Source organism: Sphingopyxis sp. P1IMeth2 (assembly GCF_900185685.1).
GTDB lineage: Bacteria > Pseudomonadota > Alphaproteobacteria > Sphingomonadales > Sphingomonadaceae > Sphingopyxis > Sphingopyxis terrae_A.
The window spans coordinates 444,335-458,035 of sequence record NZ_FYAT01000001.1 but is presented as its reverse complement, the minus strand read 5'-3'; the positions used below and the strand labels follow the sequence as shown (position 1 = coordinate 458,035).

The window sequence follows — 13,701 nt, the reverse complement described above, 5'->3', positions numbered from 1 at the left end:
AAGAGTCGCGATGCCCCGCCGGCGCTGGTAAAGGCCCCACCAAGTCGGGGCGGAGGGCTCCATCAGAACAACAAGACGGGGTCGTAGCTTGTCTTCCCAATCGACGGGTCTGCGCCATTGGCGCCAGCGTTTTAATGCGCTGTTCCAGGACCATGAAATCTTCATTCGCACGCACGGCCATGTCCGGTTTCTGCGTATCAGCGCCGTTTGGCAAAAGCGCGTTGCGCTGATCGCTGGCGCGGTGCTGCTCGCTTGGGCTGCGATTACGCTCGCCGTGTTCGTCAACCAGCTGCTCACCGCCGACGAGCGCGCCGAAGTCGCGCAGAAGCAGGCGGCTGCCGCGGCTGCCGAGCAGCGCATCGCGCGCTATCGCGACCGCGTCGGCGAAATCGCCGCCGACCTCGACGAGCGGCAAAAGCAGCTCGAACAGTGGCAGCAGGATTATTTCGGCAACGAAGCGCTGCCCGCGCCGGCGAAGGCGGCCGATGGTGCAAAAGCCGACGGCGACGCCGCGACGCCGCTCAAGACCAGCGCCATCGATCCGCGCCTGCCCCCCGAAGCACAGGCGCTCGCGCGCATCGAGGCGCGGCAGGAGGCCTTTTCGTCGCGCCTGCTCGCCGCGGTCAACGCCCGCGCCGCCAAGGCCGAAAGCGCGGTCGCCAAGCTCGGGCTCGATCCGCGCGCGCTCGTTCGCGACGCCTCGTCGGGTCGTGGTGGTCCGCTCATCCCCTTCCAGCGCCGCGGCGGCAATGCGGGCGCGCTCGGCACCAGCTTCGCCGCGCTCGAAGGCGCGCTGTTCCGTATGGAAGTGTTCGAACGCACCCTCGTCGCGATTCCTTCGGGTCAGCCGGCGCATGTGCTGATGCTCTCATCGAGCTATGGCTATCGCAGCGATCCCTTCACCGGCGCCGGTGCGATGCACGCGGGGCTCGATTTCCCGGGGCCGATCGGCGCGCCGATCCTCGCCGCCGCGCCCGGGCGTGTCAGCTTCGTCGGCCAGAAGTCGGGCTATGGCAATGTCGTCGAGGTCGATCATGGTCAGGGTATCCTGACCCGCTACGCCCATTTGTCGGGTTTCAACGCCAAAGTGGGCGACCGCGTCACCGCGGGGCAGCAGATCGCCCGCATGGGCAGCACCGGCCGCTCGACCGGCAGCCATTTGCATTTCGAAGTCCGTTTGAACGGGGTCGCGGTCAATCCGCGGCGTTTTCTGGAGGCCAAAGCCGATGTTCTCAAAGTCAAAGACGACGCCCGACAGCGGGTCGGCGCCCTCGCTTCCGCCGGTGCCCGCTAAGATGGCGACCGGCGCCCGTCATACCACTTTCTCGATCATCGGGTCGGATGTGGTCATCACCGGCAATGTGTCGGCCAGTGTCGACCTGCACGTCGACGGCAAGATCGAGGGCGACTTGAAATGCGCCAACCTCGTCCAGGGCGAGGCGAGCGAGATCAAGGGCGGTGTCGTCGCCGAGACCGCTAAGCTTGCGGGTCTGGTCGACGGGTCGATCGAGGCCAAGACGCTGATCATCCACGCCAGCGCGCGGATCACCGGCGACGTGACCTACGAAACGATCACGATCGAAAATGGCGGCAAGGTCGACGGCAAGCTGTCGCACCGCCGCGCGGGTGCGGCCAAGGCGCCTCCGGCGCTCGAAGTCGTCGGCGAAAAGCCGGCCTCGTTCGGCGCCTGACCGACCGCGATTTTCCGGTCGGCACGATGGTGTGCTGGCAATGGGGCCGCGGCGAAGGTCGCGGCGTGATCGCCGAGCGCTTCGACCGCCGCGTCGAACGCACGATCAAGGGTAGCCGGATCGTGCGCAACGGGAGCGCGGGGAATCCCGCCTATCTGATCGAAATGCTCGACGGGCGCTGCGTGCTCAAGCTTGCGAGTGAACTCGCGCCGGCTTGACCGCGGGCGGCGATTGGGGGGCAGGGGGGATCTGCCCAACTTCGGGTCTTGCGCGCCCCCGCGCAGACGCCATAGTCGCGAACCATGCGCACCCTTACCGCTCCGCTCGCCCTCGCCGCCGCCTTGCTGGCCGCCGCGCCCGTCCATGCCAAACCCGCCGATGCGGGTACCGCGAAAAAGATCCTGATCGACAGCGTCGCGATCCCGACCGTCGCGGGACGCGGCAAGGTGCCCGAACTTGCGGCCTATTATGCCGAGGTGCTGAAGGCGGCGGGCTATGCCGACAGCGACATCGTCATCACCCCGATGGGCGAAACCGCGACCTTCGCCGCCACGCTGCAGGGAACGACGAAGGAAAAGCCGATCCTGCTGCTCGGCCATATGGATGTCGTCGAGGCCGACGCGAAGGACTGGACGCGCGATCCGTTCGTGCCGGTCGAGGAGAATGGCTATATTTTCGGGCGCGGGTCGGAGGACAATAAATTCGACGTCGCGATGATGGTCGCCACCATGGCGCAGCTCAGGAAGGACGGCTTCAAGCCCAAGCGCTCGATCATCCTGCTGCTGTCGGGCGACGAGGAAACGTCGATGATGACGACGCGTGCGCTCGCCGCCAAATATAAGGGCGCCGAACTCGCGCTCAACGGCGACGGCGGCGGCGGCCTGATCGGTGAAGACGGCAAGGCGCAATATTACGCTCTGCAGGCCGGCGAAAAAACCTATGCCGACTTCACGCTGGAGGTCACGAACCCCGGCGGTCACAGCTCGCGCCCGTCGCCGACCAATGCCATCGTTCAATTGTCGAATGCACTCGCCAAGGTGGGCGCCCATCATTTCAAGCCGCAGCAGAACGAACTGACCAAGGTCGGTATGCCGATTGTTGCCGATCAGGTCGGCGGTGCGATCGGCGCAGCGCTCAAGACCTTTGCCGGAAACCCCGCCGACGCGGCGGCGATCGCGACGATTACCGCCGATCCTGAATATGTCGGCCAGATCGGCACCACCTGCGTCCCGACGCTGGTCAACGGCGGTCACGCCGAAAACGCCCTGCCGCAGCGGGCGACCGCCAATATCAACTGCCGCATCTTCCCTGGCGTGCCTGTCGAGGCGGTGCGCGCCGAACTCGAACGCGTGATCGCCGACCCCGCGGTGGCGGTGAAGCCCGATCCCGACGCGAGCGCGAGCGACGCCTCGCCGCTGCGCCCCGATGTCATGGCGGCGGTGACGAAGGCCGTCCATGGGCGCTTCCCGGGCCTGCCGATCATACCGTCGATGAGCGCAGGGGCGACCGACAGCTATCATTTCCGTATGCTGGGCGTTCCGAGCTATGGCGTCGCGGGTCTGTTTTCGAAGGCGAGCGACAGCTACGCGCACGGGCTCAACGAGAGGGTGCCGGTCAACGCCATTCCCGGCGCGCTTGCGCATTGGGACAGCCTGCTGCGCGACCTGGCGAAATAATCGTCCGAACCTATGCCGTCGCCCCCGCCCGCGCGGGGGCGACGATTATATGAGCGCCGCCACCGCCCGCTCGACCATCGCCGCCGCCGCATCGGCGCCGAAGCTGCTCGCGTCGAGCGACAGTTCGAGCCACAGCCCGTCGACCATGGCGGTAAGCAGGATCGCGAGCTGGTCGGGGTCGCGCGCGCCGCACGGCGCGAGCAGGTCGCGCAGCCGGGCGCGATAACCGGCATAGCTATCGGCATGGATGGCCGCCATGCGCGCATCGCTGCGCGCGAGCGCCCAGAACGCGGTCCACGCGCCGAGCAATTGCGGGTCGGTCACCGGCGGGCGGAAGCTGGCAGTCAGATAGGCGGTCAGCCGCGTGTGCGGATCGGGGCCCGCCGCGTCGGTGGCGGCGGCGAAGACCGCATCCATCCGGTCGCTCGTCGCCTGATAGGCTGCGGCGATCAGATCGTCGATGCCGCCGAAATAATGGCGCAGCAACCCGGGCGACACGCCCGCCTTCGCGCAGATCGCGCGGACGCTCGTTCCCGCCAGCCCAAGCTCGGCAAGACATGCCGCGGTCGCGTCGATCAGGTCGGCCCGGCGGGCGTCGGCACTTTCGCGCGTAAAGGCTTGGCGAGCGGCGGTCATATTGTTATACATGTGTATAACAAGGAACGAGCCATGGCAACTGCACCCCTTCGCGATTCGCATCCCGATCCGCTCGACGGCTGGTCGCTCCCGGCCTGGACCTATAGCGACCCCGATTTCTACGCCGCCGAAATGGCGCGCATCTTCCGCCCGAGCTGGCAGGTCGTCTGTCATGACAGCGACATTCCCGCGGCGGGCGACTGGCACAGCATCGATTATTGCGGCGAAAGCGTGATCGTCGTGCGCGGCGCCGACCGCGTCGTGCGCGCCTTCACCAACGTCTGCCGCCACCGCGGGTCGCGGCTGGTCGACGGCGCGGCGGGCTGCGCGAAGAAGCTCGTTTGCCCCTATCACGCCTGGACCTACGAACTCGACGGGCGACTCTCGGGCGTTCCCGATTCGGCGAGCTATCCGACGCTCGACAAGGAAAAGGCGGGGCTCGCGCCCGTCGGCCTCGAACAATGGCGCGGCTTCTGGTTCGTGCGGCTGGAGGAGGACGGCGGCCCGTCGGTCGCCGCGATGATGGCGCCCTATGAAGCGATGGTCGAACCCTATCGTTTCGCGGAACTCGGCGCATTGGGGCGCGTCACGCTGCGCCCGCGCGATGTGAACTGGAAGAATGTCGGCGACAATTATTCGGACGGCCTGCACATTCCCGTCGCCCACCCCGGCCTGACGCGATTGTTCGGAAAAAGCTATGGCGTCGAAGTCGAAGATCGCGTCGATCGCATGTGGGGCGACCTCGCCGACCGACCGTCGGCGAACTGGTCCGAGCGGCTCTATCAGCGGTTGCTGCCGCCGGTCCCGCACCTGCCGCAAGCGAACCAGCGGCACTGGCTCTATTTCAAGCTGTGGCCCAATGTCGCCTTCGACATCTACCCCGATCAGGTCGATTTCATGCAGTGGCTGCCGACCGGCCCGACGAGCTGCCTGATCCGCGAAATCAGTTACGTGCTTCCCGATGCCCGCCGCGAGATGAAGGCCGCGCGCTATTTGAACTGGCGCATCAATCGTCAGGTCAATGCCGAAGATACGGCGCTGATCACCCGCGTCCAGCAGGGCATGCAATCGCAAAGTTTCCAGATGGGACCGCTCAGCGACAAGGAAGTCTGCCTCAAGCATTTCTGTGCCCGGATGCGCGCGATCATCCCCGAAGCGCGGCTGGAGCAGGCGCCGGCGGCGGGGTGGAGCCGCGCTTGACCGGCACGGCGCCCGTGGTGATCGTCGGCGGCGGTCCCGCCGGGATGGTCGCGGGGCTGCTCTTCGCGCGCGCCGGGGTGGCGGTGACGGTGCTCGAAAAGCACGCCGACTTTTTTCGCGATTTTCGCGGCGACACGGTGCACCCCTCGACGCTCGATCTGTTCGACGACATCGGCCTGCTTGGCGCGCTGCTCGCGCTTCCGCATGCCGCGATCGACACGATGACGCTCGACCTGCTCGGGCGCCGCTACACGATCGCGACGCTCAAGCATCTGCCCGTTGCCGCACCCTTTGTCGCGATGATGCCGCAATGGGATCTGCTCGACTTCATCGCGCGCGAAGGCCGCAAATATCCCACCTTCGACCTGCGCATGTCGACCGAAGCGACGGGATTGCGCCACGATGCCGCCGGCCGCGTCGACGGCGTCACCCTGGCGAGCGGTGAAACGCTGCCCGCGCGCCTTGTCATCGCCGCGGACGGGCGCCGCTCGGTGCTGCGCGATGCCGCCAGGCTGCCGCTCGACGATCTTGGCGCACCGATGGATGTGCTATGGTTCCGGGTGCCGATGCCGGCGGATCTGGACATGACCGAAGTCCCGCTCGGTACGATCGACAAAGGCGGCATGGTCGTCGCGATACCGCGCGGCGATTATTGGCAGTGCGCGCAGATCATCGAAAAGGGCGGCTTCGCGGCGGTCGAGGCGCGCGGTATCGCGGCCTTTCGTGAGACAATCGTTTCGATAGCGCCGGGCCTCGCCGCCGGGATCGACGCGATCGGCGGCTTCGAAGACGTCAAGCTGCTGTCGGTCGCGCTCGATCGGCTGACCCGCTGGTGGCAGCCCGGATTGCTCGCGATCGGCGATGCCGCGCACGCCATGTCGCCCGTCGGCGGCGTCGGGATCAACCTTGCGGTGCAGGATGCAGTGGCCGCCGCGAACATCCTTGCGGTGCCGCTCGTCGCCGGCGCCGACCCCGATCCCTTGCTCGCGCGGGTGCAGGACCGCCGATGGAAGCCCACGACAAAGATGCAGGCGCTGCAGCGTTTTGCGCACCGGCGCGTCGTCGAACCTGTGCTGCGCGGCAAGATCGATCATGTACCGCTCGCGATCCGCCTGCTCGACCATATCCCGCTGCTGCGCCGGATTCCCGGCCGCATACTCGGCCTCGGCTTCGGGCGGCAGCATGTTCAGTCCCCACTTGCGAAAGATTTTTCATGACCAAAGCCTATGACGCGCTGATCATCGGCGCCGGCCACAACGGCCTTGTCTGCGCCTTTTATCTTGCCAAGGCGGGGCTGAAGGTCCGTATCGTGGAGGCGCGCGACGTCGTCGGCGGCGCCGCTGTGACCGAGGAATTCGCGCCGGGCTTCCGCAATTCGGTCGCGAGCTATACGGTCAGCCTACTGCAGCCGAAGGTGATCGCCGACATGAAGTTCGCCGATCATGGCTATCGCGTGATCGAACGGCCGATCAGCAATTTCCTGCCGCAGGAGGATGGGGGCTATCTCAAACTCGGCGCCGGGCTCGAACGCACGCAGGCCGAGTTCCGCAAGTTCAGCGCCCGCGATGCCGAGGTGCTGCCGCAATATTATGACGCGCTCGAAAATGTCGCCGAACTGCTCCGCGATCTTGCGCTGCGCGTCCCGCCCAATGTCGGCGAAGGCATGCGCACGCTGCTCGACGGCGCGCGGCAGGGGCGGCGCTTCGCGACGCTCAGCCTCGAACAGCAGCGCGATGTGCTCGACCTGTTCACCAAGTCGGCGCGTACAATGCTCGACAGCTGGTTCGAGAGCGAGGCGGTCAAGGCCGCCTTCGGCTTCGATGCCGTCGTCGGCAACTATGCCAGCCCCGACACGCCGGGCAGCGCCTATGTCCTCCTCCACCATGTCTTCGGCGAGGTGAACGGCAAGAAGGGGGCGTGGGGCCACAGCGTCGGCGGCATGGGCAAGATCACCGAGATCATGGCCAAGGTCTGCCGCGATCATGGCGTCGAAATCAGCCTCGAAAGCCCGGTAGCGAAAGTGCTCGTCGACGGCGGCAAGGCCGTGGGGGTCAAGCTCGTCGGCGGCGAGGAGATTGCAGCGGCGCGGGTGATCGCCAATGTCGGACCCAAGCTGCTTTACGAACGGATGATGGACGCGGGCGACCTGCCTGCCGATTTCGAACGCCGGATCAAGGGTTTCAAGGCAGGCAGCGGCACCTTCCGGATGAATGTCGCGCTGTCCGAACTCCCCAGATTCACCTGCCTCCCCGAACCGGGCGAGCATCACCAGTCGGGGATCATCCTCGCGCCGACGCTCGACTATATGGACCGCGCCTTTCTGGATGCGAAGCGCGACGGCTGGTCGAAGGAACCGATCGTTGAGATGCTCATCCCCTCGACCGTCGATGACAGCCTTGCCCCTGAAGGCTGCCATGTCGCCAGCCTCTTCTGCCAGCAGTTCGCACCCGAATTGCCGGACGGGCGCGACTGGGACGATGAGGAGGAAGCCGCGGCCGATTGCATCATCGACACGGTCGAAAAGCATGCGCCGGGCTTCCGCGCCAGCATCGTCGGGCAGACGCGCCTCAGCCCCAAGGGTCTCGAACGCAAGTTCGGGCTGGTCGGCGGCGACATCATGCACGGCAATATGAGCCTCGATCAACTCTGGTCGGCGCGGCCGGTGCTTGGCAATGGCGGCTATCGCGGGCCGGTGAAGGGGCTCTACATGTGCGGGGCGGGAACGCACCCGGGGGGCGGCGTCACCGGCGCGCCGGGGCATAATGCGGCGCAGGTGATCCTGCGCGACCGCGGTCTATTCGCGCCCCGCTGGCGCTGAGGCCGCGCCCCCGCGGCGCCGCATCAGCAGATAGATGGGTAGCCCCGCCGCGGTCATCGCGACGCTCCACAGGCTCGCCTCGATCCCGGCGCCGTAGAAGGCCCAGCAGCTGTAGCCGAAGCCGACGAGGGTCAGCGCTGCAAAGCCCGGCGAGACGCGCAGGCTGCCCGCCTGTTCGAGCCGCAGCGCCGACAGGCTGCCGACGACATAAAGAATGATCGCGGTCGAAGTGGTGATGAGCACCATGAAGGTGAAAAGTTCGGCGAGGCCACGCGAATAATTGGCATAGACGACGATGCTCGCGAGCAGGCTCGACGCGATCTGCGCCATTTGCGGCGACCCGAAACGATTGTCGCGCCCGAAAAGGGAAGGGAGCAGGCCGCGATGGGCGAGGTCGCGCGGAATCTCGCCCTGCAGCATCACGAATCCGTTGAGCGCGCCGAGCGCGGCGATCGCGGCAAAGACCGCGACGATATCACCCGCCAGCGGGCTGACCAGCGTTCCGAAAAAGGTCGCATAGGCGGCGTTCGACTGTTGCAGCGTTTCGACGGGCAGCAGCATGGTGACCGCGGTGCAGGACAGGAGATAGAGGAGGCCGGTCGCCGCGGCACCGATCAGTGTGGCGCGCGGGATCATCCGCTCGGGATCGCGCACCCGGTCGCCAACGACGGCGGCGCTTTCGAAGCCGAGCAGCGCGAACAGCGTCAGCGTCGCCGCGCCGCTCACTGCCGACAGGCTGACCGGCTGGGTATGCGCCATCCCTGCGGCATGGCTTTCGCCGGTACCGAGCAGCCAAGCCGCGACCAGCACCGCGCCGATCACCGGCACCAGCTTCAACAGCAGTGTGATGATCTGCGTCTCGCCCGCGCGGCGGATGCCCGACAGGTTGATGAGCGTGAACAGCCACAGGAAGCCGATCGCGACCAGCGCGGGCAGCTGCCCCTTGTCGCCCAGCCTGGGGATGACGATCGAAAGATTGCTGACCGCCGCGACGGCGAGCGTCGCATTCGCCGTCCAGCAACTGATCCAGTAGCTCCAGGCGACGGTGAATCCCGTGCCGGGGCCGAAGGCTGCATTGGCATAGGTGAACGTCGCGCTGCCGCCGGGCAATCGCCGCGCAAGCCGCGCAAAGACGATGGCGAGGCACAGGGTGCCGGTGATCGTCACGCCCCAGCCGATGACCGCGTTCAAGCCGAGCGGCGCCAGGTCCCGGGGCAGGAGGAACACCCCCGACCCGATCATATTGCCCATGACGAGCGCGACGCACATGGCGAGACCGAGCTTCTGCCCGGCCTCGCCCTGTTGCTGTGCGGGGTTCGTCACCCGGTCAGAATTCCTTGCTGACCTTGATCCCGATCAGTCGCGGCCTGATCGGCGTGTCGTAGAATACCCCGCCGGTGCCGGTCAGCCCGTCGGGATCGCCGCAGGTGGTTTCGAGGCACTGGACACCCGTATTGATGATGCCGTTGCTGTCGAACAAATTGGTCGCGAACAGTTCGGCCTTCCAATCCTCTCCCTTCACGCCGATGCTGATATCGGCGGTGGTATAGGATTTAAGCGTTCCCTTGAGCGCATTTTCAAAGATGCGAAGGTCGCTGCGCCGCTTGCCGATATGGTTGAGCGCGAACTGGACATGCCCGCCCAGGCCGCCGATCGGAAATTCGTAGCGCGTGACCAGATTGCCCTTGAACTTCGGCGTCACCGGAAGCTGCGTTCCCGACGGGGCGAGCAGCGCATTGGTCGCGCCGTCACTGCCGGGCAGGGTGCAGTCGAAACTGCTGTTTGCGATCAGGCAGAAATCCCGGCGAATCTGTGCATCATTGTAGCTCATCCCGGCGTTGATCGAGAAGCCGCCCTCGCGATAGCCGAGGTCGAGTTCGATGCCGCGAATGCGCGCTACGCCCGCGTTGCGGATTTCGGTCAGACCGTTGAGCCCGAGGAAGGAAAGCTGAATGTCTTTCCAGTCCTCCTGATAGATGGCGCCGTTGAAGCGCACCGGACCCCAGTTGGTCTTCCAGCCGAACTCATAATTGTCGAGCGTGTCCGGACCATAGGGCGGCAGGGTGCCGCGGCGGTTGATCCCGCCGGGACGGAAGCCGCGCGACCAGGTGCCATAGATCAAGGCATTGTCGCTGAGCTTGTACGTCAGGTTCAGCTTGTGAATGAAGCCGGTGTCCTTGGTCCGTTTGTCGAGGTTGGTACAGGGCGATCCGGCAACGATCGCCGGACCGAAGCAGGCGGCGACGCCGGTTCGGCTCGATACGCCCGCCGAATAGCCGAAGAAGCCGACCAGGCTGTTGTCGAACTTGTACAGACGGCCGCCGCCGGTCAGCGTCAGCTTGTCGGTGATGTCGTAGCTGAGCTCGCCGAACGCGGCATAGTCGCGGTCGACGCGGAACTGCTTAGTCAGCCAGATGTCGCTGGCCGTGCCGGGCACCTTCAGATCGTCGGCCAGATTGTCGATGATATAATTCTGTTCGATATTATGGCTCTGGCGCTGCCAGAACACGCCGCCGATAAAGCGGATCGGTGCGTCGGCTGGCGATGCGATGCGCGCCTCGACAAAGCTCTTCTTATAACGGTCGATGCCGTTGATATATTGGTTGGGGCTGATCAGATTGTTCGCATTGTCGCGCAGATAATAGCCCGAACCGTAGAGCGCGTCATAGAAATAGGAATAATCCGAATAGTCGCTCGCGACGTCGGTGCGGCGGCGCAGGTGACCGCCGGTGACGGTCAGATCCCAATTGCCGAGCTTGCCCTCGATCGTCAGGGCCGCCTGCAGCCATTTGTCCTTGCTCCATTCGGGATTGTACTGGACGGTCTGCAGCTGGCCGGTAACGGCGCTCGACCGTTCCTGCGAATAGCTACCGTTCGTCTTCTGGATCTGGCCCATGATCGTCGGACGCAGCGTCCAATTGTCGTCGAGCTCGATCCCGAGCGCGAGGCGCGCGCCATAGGTGTCGGCGTCGTTGTAGTTGTTTTCGACATAGGCCGAATTATTCTGGACGATGCCGCTGGTCGGATAGGTGCGGCTGCCCGGAATATTGTCGATATAGCCAGCATCGTGCCGGTACCAGCCGACGAGGCGCAGCGCCGCGCGCTCGCCGAGCGGCGCGTTGATGAAGCCTTCGGCGACACCGCCGAAATTGCCGTGCGCGACCGAATTGATCTCGGCCCCGATCTCGCCATAGGTGCCGCTGGCGTCGGGCTTGTTGGTGACAAGCTTGATCGTGCCCGCCATCGAACTTGCGCCATACAGCGTGCCCTGCGGCCCGGCGAGTGCCTCGACGCGCGAAAGGTCATAGGCATGGATGTCCAGCGCGCCCTGAATCGTCGTCACCGGCATTTCGTCGAGATAGGTGCCGACGGTCGGCAGTGAGGCCGAATGGTTTGCATTCTCGCCCGACGACACGCCGCGGAAATAGACCTGGGCAAAACCCGGGGCGGCCGTCTGGATCGTTACCGACGGCAGGAATTTGACGACGTCCTGAAATTCCTTGACCTGCAACTCGGCCAGTCTTTCGGTGCCGATCGCGGTGATCGCCATCGGCACGTCCTGCAGATTCTGCTCGCGCTTCGAAGCCGTGACGACGATGTCGTCGCCATTGGCCGGCGTCGTTTGCTGTGCGAGCGCCGTTCCCGACGTGCACAGGATCGTGCTGCCGAGCAGCAGCGCGCTGCCTTTCGCCAACACTGCTGAAACATTCCGCATAGAGACCCCCCTCGATGACAACAATGTGACGGAGAATGACGCGGTGCAGCGCAAGCGCAAGCATTGTCATCGCAACGGCGCGCGCGTTAGTCGAAAATGTCGGCTGCTGTTGCTCAAAGGCAACGAATTTGCGCGCGGCGGGCTAGTCGGCGAGCGGTGGAACCCCTGGATAAGCCTCCAGCACCGGACCGAGCGCCGACTTTAGCGGGTCGAGCCATGCGTCATAGGGGCGCCATTGATCGACGCCGTCGCGGTTGATGGGGCGGCGCACCTGTTCGCTGGATGCGGTACGCACGGCGCGATCATTGGTGTAAAAGGCCAGGCAGGCCTCCTCGAACGGGACGTTCAGATAGGCAAGCATCGCGCGAACCTCGCCCTCCGGATCGTCGAGCAGCGCCTCGTGAATCACGCGGTGAACCCGGCCCGGCTGGACCGCGTCGATATGCGCCATCAGGCGGACATAGTCGCGATAATAGGCGCCGATATCCGCCAGCCCATAGCTGAACGCCTGACCCTTGGCGAAATGCTGGCGAAAGTTCGACCAGCAGCAATCGAGCGGGTGGCGCCGAGCATCGATGACCTTTGCGCCGGGCAGGGTCAGGCGAATGAAGGGCAGGTAAAGCCAGTTGTTCGGAAGCTTGTCGATATAGAAGGGTTTGTCCGTCTTGCGCTGGACTGCAGTGCGCGCCAGAAATTGCCGGCCGAGGTCGGCCAGCGCATCGGAGCGCAGATCGGCCAGTGCTTCGACCCAGCGACGCGGGTCGCCCTTCGCATCGCGCCCGAGGCTAAGCGCCAGCGCCGGAATATCGGGCAATTCCATCGTGCCTTCGATCGCACTATGACTTGCCAGAATTTGCTCGATCAGCGTTGAACCCGCGCGCGGCAGGCCGAGGACGAAAATCGGATCGGGATCGGGCGCGCCCGCACCGGCCATTGCCGCAAAGCGTTCGGCCGGAAAATGGGCGATGATGGCATCGACCGTGGCGCGCGTATCTGCCGGATCATAGCCGAGTTGCGCCGACCGGATCGCATTGCCTGCTGCGTAGTGACGAAAGGCTGCGGCATGATCGCCGGCATCGTCATAGGCCTTGCCAAGCGCGAAGTGCAGATGGAGCCGGTCATCCGCGCGCGCCTCGTCCGTTGGCGCCGCATCGGCGAGCGCAGCTTCCATGGCGGATCGGTCGGCGGCGTCGAACCGAATGGTCTTCAGATTGGCGAGGCTCCACCAGATTTCGCCCAGCCCGGGATCGGTAGCGAGCGCATGGCGGTAGGCCGCGATGCTGTCGTCCTGCCGCCCGACCGTCTTGAGCATATGACCATAGCTCATCCACAATTTGGCGTGGCCGGGAAAGCGGCGGGTCAATTCTTCGTACAGCGCGATCGCTTCGTCATAGCCGCCGATACGGCCGAGGGCGGCGGCCTTCAGATTGGCGTGGGCCGGATTGTCGGGATCGTCGCCGAGCACGGAATCGAGCGCCGCGACGGCTTCCGCAAAGCGATTCTGCTTGTAATAGACCGTCGCCAGATTGGCGCGGGCGGCGCCGAACCCCGGCGCGAGTTCGACCGCCCGCATCAGCAGCTTTTCGGCATCGCCATAACGGCCGATACGCCCGGCGACCTCGGCCAACATGCGGATCGCTGCGACATCGGTGGCGTCGTCGCGCAGGCGCCCGCGTAGCGCGACCTCGGCATCGGGCAGCCGATCTTCGGCAAGGGCGAGCGCCGCTGCGATCATTTCGGGATCGTGGATCGCCGCGCCGACGGCGTCGAGCGATGCCGCCTGCGCCTCATCCTCGCGTCCGAGCGCGCGCAGCGCGTGCGCGGCAAGGCGGTGGGCGGCGGCCGATGTCGGAACAACCTCGATAATCGCCCGTGCCTGCGCCAGCGCCGCGGCAGGCTGACCCGCCAGCAGATGCCGGGCGTTGGCGAGCGCCTGATCGTGCGTGACGGTCGCCAAAACCGCGC

General features: G+C 65.6%; 11 protein-coding genes. 7 read left to right on the top strand and 4 right to left on the bottom strand.

Going from position 1 to position 13,701, the window contains the following annotated elements; genetic code table 11:
• Positions 1-88: 88 nt before the first annotated feature.
• The 4 genes from P1IM2_RS02110 to P1IM2_RS02095 all read left to right on the top strand — a co-directional run bounded on the left by P1IM2_RS02110 (position 89) and on the right by P1IM2_RS02095 (position 3,367).
• A complete protein-coding gene (locus P1IM2_RS02110; RefSeq protein WP_062901181.1) occupies positions 89-1,294 on the top strand; it encodes a M23 family metallopeptidase in 1,206 nt (401 codons plus the stop codon).
• A gap of 1 nt (position 1,295) precedes the next feature.
• A complete protein-coding gene (locus tag P1IM2_RS02105; protein ID WP_086457467.1) occupies positions 1,296-1,691 on the top strand; it encodes a polymer-forming cytoskeletal protein in 396 nt (131 codons plus the stop codon).
• Between the two features lie 26 nt (positions 1,692-1,717).
• On the top strand, positions 1,718-1,909 hold the full coding sequence (locus P1IM2_RS02100) for a DUF2945 domain-containing protein (protein WP_062901179.1): 192 nt from the start codon (positions 1,718-1,720) through the stop codon (positions 1,907-1,909).
• Positions 1,910-1,993: 84 nt separating this feature from the next.
• Complete coding sequence (locus tag P1IM2_RS02095; protein ID WP_186401276.1) at positions 1,994-3,367, top strand: M20/M25/M40 family metallo-hydrolase; 1,374 nt, start codon at positions 1,994-1,996, stop codon at positions 3,365-3,367.
• A 45-nt stretch (positions 3,368-3,412) separates the two neighbouring features.
• Here P1IM2_RS02095 and P1IM2_RS02090 read toward each other — a convergent pair whose 3' ends face one another.
• Positions 3,413-4,015, bottom strand: a complete 603-nt coding sequence (locus tag P1IM2_RS02090) for a TetR/AcrR family transcriptional regulator (RefSeq protein WP_186401275.1) — start codon at positions 4,013-4,015, stop codon at positions 3,413-3,415.
• Positions 4,016-4,036: 21 nt separating this feature from the next.
• Between P1IM2_RS02090 and P1IM2_RS02085 the strand changes: the two genes are divergently transcribed.
• Genes P1IM2_RS02085 through P1IM2_RS02075 form a run of 3 tightly spaced genes read left to right on the top strand, consistent with a single transcriptional unit; the run spans position 4,037 to position 8,021 of the window.
• Positions 4,037-5,203, top strand: coding sequence for an aromatic ring-hydroxylating oxygenase subunit alpha (locus tag P1IM2_RS02085; RefSeq protein WP_186401274.1), 1,167 nt, complete (start codon positions 4,037-4,039; stop codon positions 5,201-5,203).
• Complete coding sequence (locus P1IM2_RS02080; protein WP_260833891.1) at positions 5,200-6,420, top strand: FAD-dependent oxidoreductase; 1,221 nt, start codon at positions 5,200-5,202, stop codon at positions 6,418-6,420. The genes P1IM2_RS02085 and P1IM2_RS02080 overlap by 4 nt, the downstream gene beginning before the upstream one ends.
• The gene (locus P1IM2_RS02075; RefSeq protein WP_186401272.1) at positions 6,417-8,021 is read left to right on the top strand and encodes a phytoene desaturase family protein; all 1,605 of its coding nucleotides are present in this window, start codon (positions 6,417-6,419) and stop codon (positions 8,019-8,021) included. Before P1IM2_RS02080 ends, P1IM2_RS02075 begins: the two co-directional genes overlap by 4 nt.
• Here the strand turns inward: P1IM2_RS02075 and P1IM2_RS02070 are convergent.
• The 3 genes from P1IM2_RS02070 to P1IM2_RS02060 form a co-directional block, all read right to left on the bottom strand.
• The gene (locus P1IM2_RS02070; RefSeq protein WP_062901174.1) at positions 7,998-9,344 is read right to left on the bottom strand and encodes an amino acid permease; all 1,347 of its coding nucleotides are present in this window, start codon (positions 9,342-9,344) and stop codon (positions 7,998-8,000) included. The genes P1IM2_RS02075 and P1IM2_RS02070 overlap by 24 nt on opposite strands.
• 4 nt (positions 9,345-9,348) lie before the next feature.
• Complete coding sequence (locus tag P1IM2_RS02065) at positions 9,349-11,736, bottom strand: TonB-dependent receptor (protein WP_186401271.1); 2,388 nt, start codon at positions 11,734-11,736, stop codon at positions 9,349-9,351.
• A gap of 142 nt (positions 11,737-11,878) precedes the next feature.
• On the bottom strand, positions 11,879-13,693 hold the full coding sequence (locus P1IM2_RS02060; protein ID WP_186401270.1) for a tetratricopeptide repeat-containing sulfotransferase family protein: 1,815 nt from the start codon (positions 13,691-13,693) through the stop codon (positions 11,879-11,881).
• Between the last annotated feature and the right edge of the window lie 8 nt (positions 13,694-13,701).

Bases quoted from the DNA above. Each gene is read 5' to 3' on its own strand.
- P1IM2_RS02105 (WP_086457467.1), top strand. From the start codon at position 1,296: ATGGCGACCGGCGCCCGTCATACCACTTTCTCGATCATCGGGTCGGAT.
- P1IM2_RS02095 (WP_186401276.1), top strand. From the start codon at position 1,994: ATGCGCACCCTTACCGCTCCGCTCGCCCTCGCCGCCGCCTTGCTGGCC.
- P1IM2_RS02090 (WP_186401275.1), bottom strand. From the start codon at position 4,015: ATGTATAACAATATGACCGCCGCTCGCCAAGCCTTTACGCGCGAAAGT.
- P1IM2_RS02085 (WP_186401274.1), top strand. From the start codon at position 4,037: ATGGCAACTGCACCCCTTCGCGATTCGCATCCCGATCCGCTCGACGGC.
- P1IM2_RS02075 (WP_186401272.1), top strand. From the start codon at position 6,417: ATGACCAAAGCCTATGACGCGCTGATCATCGGCGCCGGCCACAACGGC.
- P1IM2_RS02100 (WP_062901179.1), top strand. From the start codon at position 1,718: ATGGTGTGCTGGCAATGGGGCCGCGGCGAAGGTCGCGGCGTGATCGCC.
- P1IM2_RS02065 (WP_186401271.1), bottom strand. From the start codon at position 11,736: ATGCGGAATGTTTCAGCAGTGTTGGCGAAAGGCAGCGCGCTGCTGCTC.